9 protein-coding genes are annotated in these 14,685 nt (G+C 68.8%); 4 read left to right on the forward strand and 5 right to left on the reverse strand.

What is annotated here, in order from left to right:
* Positions 1-53: 53 nt before the first annotated feature.
* Both ABZV06_RS15180 and ABZV06_RS15185 read right to left on the reverse strand, forming a co-directional pair.
* On the reverse strand, positions 54-905 hold the full coding sequence (locus ABZV06_RS15180; RefSeq protein WP_355236728.1) for a DUF4240 domain-containing protein: 852 nt from the start codon (positions 903-905) through the stop codon (positions 54-56).
* Positions 906-1,056: 151 nt separating this feature from the next.
* On the reverse strand, positions 1,057-8,448 hold the full coding sequence (locus ABZV06_RS15185; RefSeq protein WP_355236731.1) for a LamG-like jellyroll fold domain-containing protein: 7,392 nt from the start codon (positions 8,446-8,448) through the stop codon (positions 1,057-1,059).
* A gap of 669 nt (positions 8,449-9,117) precedes the next feature.
* Between ABZV06_RS15185 and ABZV06_RS15190 the strand changes: the two genes are divergently transcribed.
* A complete protein-coding gene (locus tag ABZV06_RS15190; RefSeq protein ID WP_355621722.1) occupies positions 9,118-9,324 on the forward strand; it encodes a DUF397 domain-containing protein in 207 nt (68 codons plus the stop codon).
* A 259-nt stretch (positions 9,325-9,583) separates the two neighbouring features.
* Here the strand turns inward: ABZV06_RS15190 and ABZV06_RS15195 are convergent, their stop codons facing one another.
* Positions 9,584-9,832 (reverse strand): hypothetical protein, encoded by a 249-nt coding sequence (locus ABZV06_RS15195; RefSeq protein ID WP_355236737.1) that lies wholly within the window; start codon positions 9,830-9,832, stop codon positions 9,584-9,586.
* A 163-nt stretch (positions 9,833-9,995) separates the two neighbouring features.
* Between ABZV06_RS15195 and ABZV06_RS15200 the strand changes: the two genes are divergently transcribed.
* Together ABZV06_RS15200 and ABZV06_RS15205 are read left to right on the forward strand one after the other, a co-directional pair.
* Complete coding sequence (locus tag ABZV06_RS15200; protein ID WP_355621725.1) at positions 9,996-11,213, forward strand: helix-turn-helix transcriptional regulator; 1,218 nt, start codon at positions 9,996-9,998, stop codon at positions 11,211-11,213.
* Positions 11,214-11,225: 12 nt separating this feature from the next.
* On the forward strand, positions 11,226-11,768 hold the full coding sequence (locus ABZV06_RS15205; protein WP_355621727.1) for a GNAT family N-acetyltransferase: 543 nt from the start codon (positions 11,226-11,228) through the stop codon (positions 11,766-11,768).
* 100 nt (positions 11,769-11,868) lie between these two features.
* On the opposite strand, the gene ABZV06_RS15210 is transcribed toward ABZV06_RS15205, so the two are convergent.
* A complete protein-coding gene (locus ABZV06_RS15210) occupies positions 11,869-12,330 on the reverse strand; it encodes a hypothetical protein (protein ID WP_355049493.1) in 462 nt (153 codons plus the stop codon).
* Between the two features lie 102 nt (positions 12,331-12,432).
* The gene (locus tag ABZV06_RS15215; protein WP_355621730.1) at positions 12,433-13,107 is read right to left on the reverse strand and encodes a hypothetical protein; all 675 of its coding nucleotides are present in this window, start codon (positions 13,105-13,107) and stop codon (positions 12,433-12,435) included.
* Positions 13,108-13,166: 59 nt separating this feature from the next.
* On the opposite strand from ABZV06_RS15215, the gene ABZV06_RS15220 reads away from it, so the two are divergent.
* Positions 13,167-14,624 (forward strand): PLP-dependent aminotransferase family protein, encoded by a 1,458-nt coding sequence (locus ABZV06_RS15220; RefSeq protein ID WP_355621733.1) that lies wholly within the window; start codon positions 13,167-13,169, stop codon positions 14,622-14,624.
* Positions 14,625-14,685: the final 61 nt, after the last annotated feature.

Genomic DNA, 14,685 nt, shown 5'->3' on the forward strand with positions numbered 1-14,685 from the left:
CTGGGACGAACGGCGGGGTCGGGCCCGGGAGACATCCCGCGACGCGTTGCCAGCTATGTTCGGTCAGACCTCGGCACGGGCGGCATCTCCGGCAGGCCGAGTCTCGCCTGCGCATACTCGAACATCGCCCGCTGATGCTCAGCCGCAAGACGTGGCAGGTCCCGGACGGGTGTGTTGTGCAGGACTGCGGCGTCAAAGCCGAAGTGAACTCGGACCACCTTTCGGCCCTTGCTCAGGCGCTGTTTCGGGACCACGTCCCAGGTGTAGAACGGGTAGGTCTCCAGATCGGGCACGCCGGATCCGGCCCACCATGCCCGCCAGGCGCGATCAGCGTCGATCGCCGCTTCCAGTTCGTAGGACACGGCGTCGAACTCATCACGTTCGGCTTTCACGTCGTACATGTGCCCGCACATGTACCAGTTCCACCACTTGCCGTCGTCGGCGACGCCGGCCTCGGCTCCGGGGCCGCCGCCAGCGAGCGGCATGTCGAAGTCCAGGTCCTCGTCCCACTCCAGACCCGTGGCGCGTCGGAACGCCGCCGGCACTACTTCCAACAGCTCCTCGGCATCTGCCACATGCCAGCGCCCCGACATGGCGTCGGGATCGGCGCAGACCGCCTGCCACGAGCGCTGGCCGGCGGCGACGACGGCGAGTCTGGCGTACAGAAAGACGTCGTCGGACATGGGCAGCGCGGGCGTTGCGGCCGGCTCTGACACGTCCCAGACCGCTTGCGACTGGTGGCGCGCGCTGGTGAGTGCGCGCACTGCCTCCACGAGATCGTCGGCGAACTGCCGCACGTCGGCCTCTCCGGCCGAACCAAGGGACTCGACGAGACGCCCGCATCCCTCCGGGCTCGCCGCGTCGTCGAGCAGGTCGATGTACGACCAAAACTTCTCAGAGATCAACGGAGCTCCTTCTGCTGCGGACGCACTGAAGCCTAGTCGGCACCAAGCCGTGCCGCTCCTGCCGTCGGCGTACGGCAAGAGCAGCACGGCGTTGAGTGTTAGCTGGTCATCGCGGTCCAAGCCGCAGCGGTCGCCATCTGGGCGTGCGCACTCATCGGCAGCTGTTGTACTGGCCCGGTGGGCAGTGTCCGTGTCGCCAGTAATACGCCTCGATGTATCCGGCTTCCAGGGTCCGGGCTGTGAACCAGCCGCGGACGCGGTTCTTCACCTGGTATCGGCACCTCGCCCTCATGCTGGTCTGGCAGCTGCCGATCTGGCCGGATGGCCGTGACATACCAACCCGCGAGATCCCGTACTTCCAGGTACGCCAACTGCCGCGCTTGAAGTAGGAGATTTGGTAGACGATGTACTTCGTCAGGCGGAACCGCTTGACGCTCGGAGCCTTGATGTGGGGCCACGGAATGCTCCGTATGGCAGGAGCGACGCCACAGCCCTTGATGACGCAACGAGCGACGGCGTAGACGATTGCGATGATCAATATGTAGACGATGATCTCCGACGCCGCAGCGGCAATGGCAGCGACAGCACAAGGAGGACATTTGCCAGACAGGTCGGTCTCGTTGGCCGGGTCTGCGCAGACGTAGTCGTACGGGTTGCAGCTGCCGCCCTGGACCGGGTCTGTTTGCAGAAATCTGCCGAGTGAGGGGCTGTAGAGGCGGATACCCATGAGGATCACGCCGCCGAGTGCCTCGGCGGAGCGTTGCTTGCCGCCCAGCCATCCGTAACGCTGGTCGGCTTGACCGGCGAGTGGGGCGCCGAACTCCTCATAGTCAAAGAGCTCCGGCTCGGCCAGCGCGGTGTCGATCGTCACCGAGAGGTCTCCGTGCAGGTTGGTCAGCGCGAGTCGAACATCTCCCGTACCGGAGGTGACGGCAGCCAGGTCGCCGTCCGGTCCCGCGACGTTGCGGGCCACAGCTCCGCTCGCGGCGTCCTCAGTGATCCACCGGGGTTCGTCCGAGTCGTTGGCGTAGTGATTGACCTTGGTCGAAGACGTGGTCCAGGTCCCGTCCACCTGCGTCTCCGCGGTGAACACGCGGAACCGTTGCATCGGGTCCAGTGTCCAGGCCTGACGGGCGTCGCCGACCTGCTGCTTCTGCACGAGGTCAGTGACGTAGTAGGTGTTGGCGACGCCATCCGCGGTCGCGGTCGTACGGCCGAAGGCGTCGTAGACATAGCCCGCGTCGGTCAGCCGGTCAGCGGTGTCGTAGTCGTGTGTGATCTGCTCGGTTGGCGTGCTCTCATCGCACGTTCCATCGGTCGTCGGGGCGAACCGGGCGTTGCTTTTCCGGTTGGCCCGGTTGTCGTAGGCGTAAGTCCGGGTGACGCAGCCGTCGGTCATCTGACTGTCGTGCTGGACCCGGTTCAGCCGGCCCAGGCGGTCGTAGCGGTAGCTCTTGTTGCCGCCGGTGTAGTTGTGGGAGGACCACTGCCCGGAGCTGTTCTCGACCACAGATTCCGCGTAGATGACCGTGCCGTCGGAGTCTCGGGTGTAGGTGCGCTCGGTCGCTTCGAGGTTGGCGTTCTGCCGGTCGGTGCGGGTGATCCCGCCCGGGTACTTCATCTGGGTGAGATGCCCGTCCGGAGAGTACGCGGCGGAGAAGGTTCCCGCGATGCTGTCGGTGATGCTGGTGGCCATGCCGCGCGGTTCCGCCGCGCGGTCGTAGGTGTAGATGGTGGAGCCGGTCGGGTCGGCGACTTTCAGCAGCTTGCCGATCCGGTCGAACTCGGTGGTGGTGACACCGCCGTCGGCGTCGGTGTAGCTCACCGGGCGGCCGAGGGCGTCGTAGTCCCGGACGATGGATGAGGTGCCCATCGTGCTGGTGGTGATCATTCCGGTGGTCGGGCTGTAGCCGGTGGTGACCGTGTCGACGGCGACGCCCTGCGACGCCGTCACCGTCTTGCCGATGGAACGACCGGCCGTGTCGTAGTCGGTGACAATGGTGCGGCTCTCGGTGCCGACCGTCTCGGTGTACGTGGCAGGGCCGCCGAAGGTGTCATACGAGGCAACGCGGCGGTCAGGCAGGGCGGACGTCATCCGGACCGGATCGTGGCCCGTGACCGCGCCGACCGCTCTGACGAGACACTCGTTGCCCGCCCACTCCGGCCGGTTGCCGCATGCGCTGTCCTGACTGTTGACACTGGCGGTGTAGTAGATGGTCTCCTCGGCCCGCGCGTCGGTGCCTGTGGAGTCGACGCCGATGGTCTTGACCACCCGTCCGGCGGTGTCGTAGACGGTGGTGGTGGTCAGGTTCACCCCGCCGGTGACGGCGTCGTTGATCCGCGTGGTGGGCTTGTGCAGCGTCCAGCCGGAAGCACCGCCGGCCACATTGTCGTAGCCGTTGCGGGCGATCTGGATGTCCGCGTCGGCATAGCCGACGATTTGGACACCCTTCTTCTCAGTGGTGGCGAGGTGGTAGTTCGCCCCGTCGGGCTTGTTCTCGTCGTAGGTGGTCGTCAGGTGGTGCCGACCGATGACCGTGGCGCCGGCAGGGATCGCCGCCAGCGGTCCGGTCCCATCCGGATCGGACGCACCGTCCTTCAGCACCACGGTTGAGGTCGGCCCAAGGGTGTCGGTCAGATCCATTCCGTCGGTGCTGTAGGTCCGCACAGTCGAGAGGGCGAGGGCCCGGCTCGCCGTGTCCGAGGCTGCGAGACCGAGCTCGTCCAGGTAGGTGGCGGCACCGGGAAAGGTGCCCAGTGCCAACTCCCGGTTGGCGGCCTCCAGCGTTCGGACCGGGTTACCGAACCGGTCGTACTCCTGGGTGTCGATGTGGTTGCCAGGGGTGGCGGTGTTGGTCTCCTTGCCGCCAGTTCCGAGGTAGTGCACGAGAGCGTAGGGATAGCCATTGGTGCCGGGCGAGGCCGGCGTGGCGCTGTTGCGGGTCGGGTTGTCCTCGGGACCGAAGATGGCGGTCGCGTCGGTCGGCAGGTCGACCTGCCCCCAGGTGGCGATCGCCGCCGCGTTCATGTCGTGTGGGCCGCCGGTGCTCTTGGTCAGCGGAACGTTGTACACGACATTCGCAGCGGTCTCACCGTCAACGATGGTCTTCGACCCTTGCTGTAGGCCCGCTCTGCGTATCCGCAGCAGCCTTCCGGCGTTCTCGTCGCCGGCCAGGTCGGTGACCTGATCAGCGGTGAGGGCCTTTCCGTAGACACGGACGTCGTCGATCTCGCCGTCCCAGATGTTGCTGGCGGCGCCAGCCCATTTGGCTCGGCCGATCGCGTAATTGCCGGTGGCGTTCCAGCCGCCGGTCGCCGCGGTAGCGCTCTGCGGCACGCCGTCGACGTAGAGCTTCATCGTGCCGCTGGCGGTGTCGTACACGCCGGCCAAATGGGTCCACCTACCGGCAACCGGCGCGGTGTTGGAAGTTGCCCGGACCGGGGTGGCGCTCGTGCTGTCCGAGGTCACCCGCGAGAAGGCCCACCGGTCGTCGGCGGCGACGTAGTTGAGGAACAAGCCACTGGTACTCGTGCCGTCCTTGGACACGGCTGTCCGGTTTACGGACTTGTCCTTGATCCGGACCCAGGCCGCGACGGTGTAGGACGACGTGTTCGACAGGGCGGCGCCGGCGACGCTGATCTGCTGCCCGGTACCGCCGGTGAAGGTCGCCGCCCGGTCAGCCGGATTGTCCGGGGCGTTGCCCGGGCCCCAGCCGACCCCGCTGGCCATTGTCCCGTTACGTCCGCTGCCAGACGAGTCGGACACTGTGGTGCCGGAGGCCGTGTCGAGGTCCCACCGCAGGGCGGCCGAGTCGACATCCGGGTTGCCGTAGTCGAAACTCCACGGCAGTTGGCCGGGCGGGGTGAGCTTGGTGACTCGGCCGCCGGTGTACCCGTAGCTGGTCTTGAGGGCCGGGCTGACCCGCGGGTCCCACACCTCCCGGAGCTGGCCCTGGTTGTCGTAGGCGTACCTGGCCACGGTCGTGGCCGTGGTCGCGGAGGTCGCTGGATTCCACGCCCAGAGCTTCACCGCGGATACCCGGTCGGTGTAGTCGCCGAAAACCGTCTCACTCAGGCCGGACGTGGGGGCGGTGGCGTACTCGTATTCGAGGACCTCACAGCCGCGGGCGGGCGTCGCCGCGACGCAGTTGTTCGCGTCGTCCACGCCGGGCTCGACGGGGTTGATGACCTTCTTGAGCAACAGCCGTTTACCGCTGGTGTCGTAGATGAGCCGCGTGGTGGTGCCGGCGTCGCCGTTCCAACTCGACGTCGCTGCCCACACCCCGCCCTGGGAGGTGAACTCGGTGATGCCGCCGTCGGGGTCCAGAAGCCGGTAGGCGGTACTGCTGACCTTCTTCAGGGTCAACACCTCGGCACCTGGTTCCGGGGTGAAACTCACTCCGTCGGAGTTCTTCGCAAAGGTCAGCCAGCTGCCGTCGGCCGTGGTCACCTCCACCAGCGAGGGCTCGGGAAAATCGAGGGTGGTGTAGGCGACGTCGGAGACACCGCCGGTCGCGCCACCGGTCCACGAAGGGCCGAACGGGGCGACAATCTCGGTGGAGGAAAGGTTGTCCCAGTAGACCTTTCGTCCTGAGCCGCCCTGCATGCCGTTGTAGAGGCGGAAGAACGCCTCGGTCGCGCCGGCTGGCACGGTCATGTCGACGGACAGTTCCTGCCAGCCGTCGGTGTACCCGGCCATGGCCGATGTGACCTCGGTGTACGTGCTGCCGACCTTGTAGAAGCCAACGATCCGAAGGCCGCGCTGGGAGTACGCGGGCAGCAGACCGGTGGAGCCGGGCACGTAGATCCACCCGGTCATCCGGTAGGTCCGCCCGGCGGTCATTCCCAGTCGCAGCGCTCCGCCGTCGCCCCCGACTGCGACATAGGTGTCGTTGCTCGTAGTGGTAACCGGAGTGATCTCCAGCGAGTCCAGCGGCGTCGCCTCACCCTGCCCGCGCGCGGTGGAGCGGATCGCGGAGGAGGTCGACGGGACGGTGAAGCCGGACAGGTCGGTCGAGATTTGCTGCTGGTTTCCGTCCAGCACCTCGACCATCCGCTGGTAGCCGTCGGCCGGGGTCCGTGACGTCGAAGAGCGGGAGACCGAGAGACCCAACTGGTCGACGTCGGTGGAAGACAGCGAGTAGTCGCCGGTGAGAAGGTTCGCCGATCCGGGACCGACGTCGTCGCGTGCGCCCCCGTTCCCGCTGGAATCGACACTCACCCGCACCCAGGGCACCGTGAAGGCGGGGGTGGTGCCGGTGGCGGTATAGAGCTGTGCGCGCACCTCGACCACGCCGCCGATCAGACCGAGGGTGTCGGTGGCGTTCCAGATCGCGTACCCGCCCAGCGCAGACAGTGTCGCCGGGCTTGCGGCGGTGGCGGTGATGGGCGCCCCGGTGGCGGAGGTCAGGTTCACCGACGGCACAGGCAGGGTCGCGGCGCCGGGGCCACGGCGGTACTCGTAGTAGGCCCGGGTGTAGCCGGTGACGGGCGTTGTGATCTCGAGCTTGGTGCGTTTGACGATGGTGGCGCCGGGCAGCGGCTGGGCCAGCGCGGCGTTGCCGGCATCGAAGACGTACAGGTTTGGGCTGGACAGGTTGCCGGCCGAGTCTTTGGCCTGCACGGTCAGGGTGCGGTGGCCGTCGCGAGGGCTGAAGGTGACCGTCTTGGTACCGGCGGCGGCGACGGTCGTCGCGGTGCTGTCGTAGTCGAACCTGTAGACAAAAGCGGCGAGGTCCGTGGTGCCTGACGCCGGGGCGAAGGTGAACGTGTCGGACTGACCTGCCCCACCGTGCGGCTGTCCATCGTTGAGGTAGAGCGCTGCAGAGACGAACGGTACGCCCGGCTTTGTGGTGTCTGCCGTAAGCGAAGTCCAGGCCGACCAAGCACCGTAGGCGTACGGGTCCTTGGCCCGGACCTGCCACTCGTACTGTGTGGTGTTGGCCAGATCGACCGGCACCTGCCAGGAGGCGGTCGAGCCGTTGGTCCAGGCCGTGGTGCCGGAGAGCAGCCCGGAGGAGGAGACGGTGGCCAGGGTGGTCTTGTTGCGGATCACGAACTCGGCCTGGAGGCTCTGCCCCGCGTTGGCGTCGGCCAGCTTGGCCGACAGGGTGGGGCGCAACGAGGACGTCCTGGCGCCGGAGCCGCAGGCGGTGTAGCAGGGCGCGACTGCGAGGGTAGACGGCGTCGACGGCGCACTGTTGTAGGTGATTGAGACCAGCGGCGGGTGGGTGCCCTCCGCGGAGTCGAACCGCTTCCAGCCGGCGGTCGTGGTCTCGGACGTGGCCCGCAGCAACACGCTCGCGCTACTCGCATTGGTATCCGCGGCATATTGCAGGGCTCCACCGACCTCGATGTAGACGTACCCGGCACCGCAAGATGAACTGTAACCGCGGGTCTCGGTGGAGGTACCGACCTTGGCACGCGCGACCGGCTGGCCCGTCCAGCGCACCGTTGAGTCGACGTAGTCGGTACGCCAGGCCTCCCAGCCGGCAGCGGTACACGACCAGGAGTGGTAGTTCCACAGCCGCAACTTCGCCGACGTGACTCGGCTACCGGCGAAGCCGGTGGTGTTGAATCGCAGATACGACCGGGCCGTCCGGGACCCGCCGTCGTTGGAGTAGCCGAGCTTCAGGTCTGCCGAGCCGGACTGGTCACTGACGTAGTCGTTCTGAACGAACGCGTCGAACGACGGCGACAGCGACGTGGGCGGATCGATGGTCACTGGGAAGGCCAGGTCTTTCCGAGCAAGGAAGTCCGCGTCGGGGGTCAGCTCCATCACGGCTTGCCCACCTCGGGCGACCGTCCGTAGGCCGACGGGAGCGGTATTGACGTGGTCGCCGGACTGCGGCGACACCTCGCTGTCCCACATCAACGGCGTCTGTGCCTGGCCCACCTGGCGCCCCTTGCTGTTTTTCAGCACCAATCCGCCCATGCCGTCCCCGACCGCCCTCAGCTTGCCCGTCCGCAGCGGCAACGTCAGCTTCCGCACCTGCGTCAGGCCGGTCCGATCCTTGACGACGAAGTGCTGCTCGTAGCCGGTCGCGTGCGCCCGGAAGACCAGGTCCACCCCGGGCCGCACATCCGGGTACGTGATCGTCCGGTCCACAAGCACGGGCTCCGGCAGCGGCCCCGACCACGCCAGACCCGTCCGGTCCGCGCCGACGCCAACAGACACGACCTCGTGCTCCCCGGGGGAGGAGGTGGCGCCGGCGAATGAGAGAGCACGCGGATGCACCTTCGGCGCCACCGACCCATCAGCACGCCGATCGAGGGTAAGGTCAACTGGGAACCATTTTTCGCCCTGTCGCACCCGCACCGGAGCGAGAGACTGCTCCTCGGTCAGCGTGCCGTCCGGGTTCGCGAACAGCTGCGTGGACTCGGTACGCCGATTGGCCACCTCCACCCGGGACCCACACAGCCGGGCCGCGACCGCGGCGGACACCTCGTCGACGCGGTCCTCAGAGCACTTCGGGTTCGCTGCGGGCTTGGGCGCCGCGACCGCAGCGGCGGCTCGCAGCGGCTGAGCGGGTACATCTGACATGGTGGTGATGAGAACCACCGCCATCAGAATCGCCAGCCGTCGTGCCCAGCCGACAAACCCGACACCCGTCAGAGAAATGAATACGCGTGATCGCCACCGATGCGTCGGCACGGCGTCCTCCCCCATGTGAAGCCTACCTGCGAGGCGGACGGAGCGTACAGTCGCGCCTGCGGTGAGTGCTAGACATTGACAGAGGCGAGATCAAGAACTAGCGGGCGAGCCGCTGCCGCCCCAATTGCACGAATGATGCGAGCCGGTATTGTCGGATTTGCACGCGATCCTCCGTCACGCGCAGGCCAAGGAACTGGGGCAGGGACGCCAGCCACCGTCGTGCATGGATTCGGCGTATCCCGGCTGCGAACACCAAGGCTCATGCGGGTTGGCTTTCTCACAACCAAGCCTCCGGCTGGGGCGACGATGCCGGCCTAGGGACCTGAACCCTTAGAAGGCGAGATGCGTTGATTCCACCCATATCGATTCGCCGCCGGACGATCCTTGGACTCGGCTTCGCTACCGCGATCAGCCTTGCCGGCTGCCGGGAGGAGCCGCCCGCCGCGCGGGGCGACTCCCGGGAGCGCGCCCTCACCCAGCCTTGCCTCAACGCATGACACAAACGGCCTATGCTTGATCTGGTATCAGCGCCATTCGGCAATCCGTGCGGGAGACCACATGAGCCGTGACTTCCTGACCACCGCTACCTGGTGCAAGAGCAGCCGCAGCCTGAACGCAAATGCCCAGTGCGTCGAAGTCGCTCTGGATAGGCACGCCGTCGGCATCCGTGACTCCAAAGACCCGTCCGGCCCCTCCCTGGTCGCGACCGCCGCGGCGTGGACGGCTTTCCTCGGCGGGGTCAAGGACGCGAAACTGCGGCCCTGATTCGTCCTACACGACTCATACCAAGGTCATTCGTCGTCGTGTCTTGCCCGGAAGATCGGGGACGCGGCGGCTGGTGAACCGCTGGCGCGCGGTGACGGTGGACCGAGATGGTACGCGTCGTTCGCCACGAGGTTCCCGAACGCTCCCGCCCATGCCCAGCACCGTGCGCGGGTGCCGCAGATCGGGCATCGCCCGTGCCGCTGTTCATGCTCGGCCAGAATCCGCCACCAGCGGTCCGGTAGTTCGGCGGCGGGTGCACTCACCGGGCTCCACGCATGTTCGCGCGAATCGCCGCGACCGAGACCTCTGCTTCGAAGCACCACCCTCCGGCACAATCCGGTACGGGGCCAGAGCACGTGTGCCCTCGCATCCGCACCATGCCGCCGACCGCCTGTTGGTCCACGACCACCGCCCACACCAGCTCGTCGCGGTTGGTGGGATTGGGGGTGATCTCCCATGCCAGCAGGTGAAGCAGGGTGCCCGCAGGTACATGAAGGCTGTCGGTCATGCTCGGCTCCGGGGGCAGGAGTGACATCACCCAAGACGGCAGAGAGTTTCCGGTGGAGACCCGCTGTGTCAGGTGGGCTGACACGTCGAGCATGGCCGATATGCTGCCCATACGGCAGGCGTGCGTCGTGTGCACACGCTCCTGCACACGCTAGGAGCCGACCATGGACGCTTTCGGGAGGCTGCTCCGGCAGCATCGGGAGAGCGCCGGACTGTCCCTGCGACAGCTCGGTGCCATCATCCATTTCCAGTACAGCCACATCGGCCAGGTGGAGCGCGGTGACCGCCGCCCAACCGAGGCCCTGGCCACGGCCTGTGACCGGGCCCTAGACGCCGACGGGGCGCTCGTCGAGGCGTACCGGAGTGAGCGGGTCGGTGCCTTCGACCTGCACCGACGCACCATGTTGCGGGCCATGACGGCGTTGGCCGCCGCCCCCGCCGTCGCGCCCCTGGCGGGGTTGGAGGCTCTTCGCCACGGCCTCGGCGACGCGGCGACTGCCGACCATGACGAGTGGGAGCAGATCGCGGTCGACTACGGTCACGGCTACTACCGGCAACCCCGTCCCGCGTTGATGGCCCAGCTGACGGCCGATCTGACGGTGCTGCAGCACCAGATCGCCGCTGACCCCGGTGCGCGTCGTCCTGGTCTCCTGCAGGCTGCCGCACGCCTGTCCGTCGTCGTCGCGCTGAGCCTTGTCGCCTCGGGCCAGATCGTGATGGGTCGGCGTTGGTGGCAGACGGCCCGTCGGGTCGCCGACCAATCCGGGGACACCGAAACCCGGGTGTTGGTGCGGGCGTGGGACGTGGTGAACGGTTGCTACGACGGACGTCCACCATCGGCGGTCGTCGCCCTGTCCGACGACGTGCTGCCGCTGCTGGGTCGACAAGCCACGTCGGCGGTGTGCGGGCTGCTCGCCGGCCGGGCCCAGGCACTCTCGTTGGCCGGACGGCATGCGGAGGCGGTGGTGACGGTGCGGCAACTCGTCGACGTCGCTCAGCGGTTGCCAGTTGCAGTTGTGAGCGATGTGGAGTCGCTGTGGGGATGGCCGGAGCATCGGGTCCACCACACCGAATCGTGGGTCTACACGCACGCGTGCCGGCTCGGCGACGCTGAAGTCGCGCAGCGGCAGGCCCTCGGCCTCTATCCGGCGTCGCAGGCGCGGCTACGTGCGCAGGTGCAATTGCACCAGGCTGCCGGGCTGATCCGTGGCGGGCACATTCCCGACGGATTGCGGCACGCCGCCGACGCACTCGACGCGCTGCCGGCTCACCTGCACAACCACTCGCTGCGTTCGGTGGCCGCTCAGGCCATGGATGCGGTCCCTGCGGTGGAACGATCCCGGCCCGCGTTCACTGATCTCGCCGACCGAGTTCGGGCTTAGGCTCCTGGGCCCATGCCTGCGACGTACACCGTGCACACTCCCGAATCGGCCACGGCCGTGTTCGCGGCGCTGGTGCGTCTGTACGCGGTGGTCTACGCGGAGCCGCCGTACGCAGAGGGGCCGGATCAGGTGGCCGCGTTCGCCGCCGCGCTGCCCGCCGAGCCGAGGCGCCCTGGGTTCGCCCTCGTCGTGGCGCACGACGCGGGCGACCTGGTCGGTGCGGCGTACGGGTGGACGATGACAGCTGGCCGGTGGTGGACGCGGGCCGATGTCGAACCGCCTGCCGATCTGCGGGCTGCCGACAAGTTCGCGGTGATGGAGTGGGTAGTGCATCCCGTCCGGCGGGGTGAGGGCATCGGCGCGGAACTCATCCGCCGGCTCCTCGACGGGCGGCCCGAACCGTGGGCGACCCTCGCGTCCAACCCTTCCGCATCGGCGCGCGCGATCTACCAGCGCGCGGGTTGGCGCCAGGTCGGTGGATCGACGATGCCGGACGGCACACCCACGCACCTGCTCGCCCTGCCGTTACCCGTTGCGCCGGCCCGGCGTCGCTGACCCCCGCCCGCGCGCAACGGCGCGGCTTCATGGTTGCAATCTTGGACAGTTTCCGTTAGAAGCGGACGGAAATTGTCCAAGATCTGCATTGGGCTGGGCGTCAGTGGCCGCCGGAGTGGCCCTCGGGGGAGCGGCGCGGCGTGGGGATCGAGCGGACCGCGTACTCCTGCACGGCCGCCGCGTGGTCGGCCTCCTCGAGGATCCAGTCGGCGCTGCCGGGCGCGTGCCGGCGGCTCAGCACCCCCTGCACGGTGTCTACCATGGTGGCGACGCCGGCCCGGGGGCGGCTGCGCCAGAGCTGCTCACCCTCGGCGGTGATGCGGAACCACCCGTCGGCGACGGTGACCAGGCCCGCGCCGACCAGCCGCTGGACCGCGGCCTCCACCTCGTGTCGTTCGGGAATCGCGTGGTTGAGGTGATCGGCGGTGGACAGCACGTCGGTCAGACGTACGCCCTCCGGGCGGCGGCTGGTCGCGGACCGTCGGTGCCGTCCCGCCCCGCTCGCGATCACCAACGACACGAAGATCCATGCGTCGCTCCAGCGCCAACCGTTCTCCCCCATGCACCGATGATGACGGCGAGCGTGGCGGAAGGGAACACCCACCCTCCAACGAGCCCACTTCCACCAGCGCGGCGTGCCGGTCCGTGAACGGTCGGTGAACGTTCAGGCGGCCGGGGCGCGCGACGGGTCACCGGTAGTGACCGCCGACTCGTCGTCAGCGTCGGCCTCGGCCGGAGGCACCGCCACGAGCGGGATGAAGAACTGCGCCAGCGGACCGATCGCCAGCGCGTACGCGACGGTGCCCACGCCGACCGTGCCGCCGAGCAGCCAGCCCAGCGCGAGCACGGTGATCTCGATGACAGTCCGCACCAGCCGCACCGAGAAGCGGGGGTGGCGGGCGACGAAGCCGGTCATCAGCCCGTCGCGCGGACCGGGGCCCAACCGGGCGCCGAGGTAGAGCGCGGTGGCGGCGCCGTTGGCGACGATCCCCGTGATCAGCAGGACGATGCGGACGCCGAGGGGGCCACCGGTGGTCAGCAGGGCCAGGGTGGCGTCCACCACCAGGCCGACCACCAGCACGTTGCTGACGGTGCCGAGGCCGGGCCGCTGTCGCAGCGGGATCCACAGCAGCAGCACCAGGGCGCCGACGCCGATGGTGACCGTGCCGAAGGAGAGCCCGGTCAGCCTGGACAACCCCTGGTGGAAGACGTCCCACGGGTCGAGGCCCAGGCCGGAGCGGACCATCAGGGCCATGCTCACCCCGTAGAGGACGAGGCCGGCATAGAGCTGGCTGAGCCGCCGTACCGGCCGCTCCCGGAGATTGCCAATCAGTGCCATGCATGCCACTCTAGGTGCCAATCCTCCCGGAGGAAGAAGCCAATATCCGAGGAGTGGCCATGAGCGGTCAGGTTCGAGGGGTCCAATTAGCGCGGCTGCTGGGGCAGTGGCACGCGCTGCCGGGCCGTCGCCGTAGTCCCGACTACGCCGCCCTCGCCGGTGCGGTGCGTGGTCTGCTCGCCGACGCCCGGCTCCCCCTGGGCGTCCGCCTGCCGGCGGAACGTGAGCTGGCCGAGGCGCTGCGGATCAGCCGTACCACTGTCACCGCCGCGTACCGGGAACTGCGCGAGACCGGCCACCTGGCCAGCCGCCGGGGCGCCGGCAGTTGGACGATGCTGCCCGGCAACCACCGGGTCGCCAGCACCGGCCTGTGGACCCCGCTCGACGACCGGGACATGATCGACCTCGGCGTCGCCGCCCTGGCCGCCCCGCCCCAGCTGCTCGGGGCCGCCCGGGCCGCCACCGAGGACCTGCCCCGCTATCTGGGCGGCGCCGGTTACCACCCGACGGGCATCGCCGAGCTGCGCGAGGCGGTGGCCGACGGTTACACCGCGCGGGGCCTGCCCACCTCGGCCGACCAGATCATGGTCACCAGCGGCACGCAGCACGCCCTGGACCTGGTGCTGCGTCTCGCCCTGGCCCCCGGCGGGAGCGTACTGGTCGAGTCACCCACCTACCCCAACGCGCTCGCCGCGCTGGCCGGGCGGCGGGCCCGGATCACCACACACGGGCTGTCCGCTGACGCCGGTGGTTGGGAGCCGGACCTGCTGCTGGGCAGTCTGCGGCAGACCCGGCCCAAGTTGGCGTACCTGATCCCGGAGTTCCAGAACCCGACCGGACACCTGATGCCCGGCGCGTTGCGCGAGCGGGTGGTCGCCGCCGCCCACGCCGTGGGCACCGACCTGATCGTCGACGAGTCCTTCGTGGACCTTCCGCTGGACGGAGCCGAGCTGCCCCCGCCCACGGCCACGTTCGACAGGCACTCCCGGGTGGTCAGCATCGGGGGGATGAGCAAGCCGTACTGGGGTGGCCTGCGGATCGGCTGGGTACGCGCCTCCGCGCCGCAGGTGCAGCGGCTGGCCGCCGTGCGGGTCGGCGTGGACATGTCCAGCCCGGTGCTCGACCAGTTGGTCGCGGTACGCCTGCTCGCCGACGCGGCAGCCATCGTCGCCGACCGCCGGGCGCAGCTCGCCGCCCAGCGCGACGCGTTGCTCGACGCGCTGGCGCACCGACTCCCGGACTGGCGGGTGACAGTGCCACGCGGCGGTGTGACCCTCTGGGCGGAGCTGGACGGCCCGGTCTCCAGCGCGCTCGCCCGGGCCGCCGAGGAGGTCGGCGTCCGTCTCGCGCCCGGCCCCCGGTTCGGTCTGGACGGCACCCTGGAACGCTTCCTGCGGCTGCCGTTCACCCTGCCGGCCGCCGAGCTGGTGGAGGCCGTGGAGCGCATCGCCACGGTCCGCTACGACCTGGACCGCAGCGGCCGGCAGCGATGGCCGGAGCCGTCGGTCATCGCCTGAACACCGGCGGACAGCCGATCGAGACGCCGATGGCCCCACACCCGAGCGGGTGCGGGGCCAC

Origin of the sequence: Micromonospora sp. NPDC005172, from assembly GCF_040608555.1 — a bacterium.
Taxonomy (GTDB): domain Bacteria; phylum Actinomycetota; class Actinomycetes; order Mycobacteriales; family Micromonosporaceae; genus Micromonospora.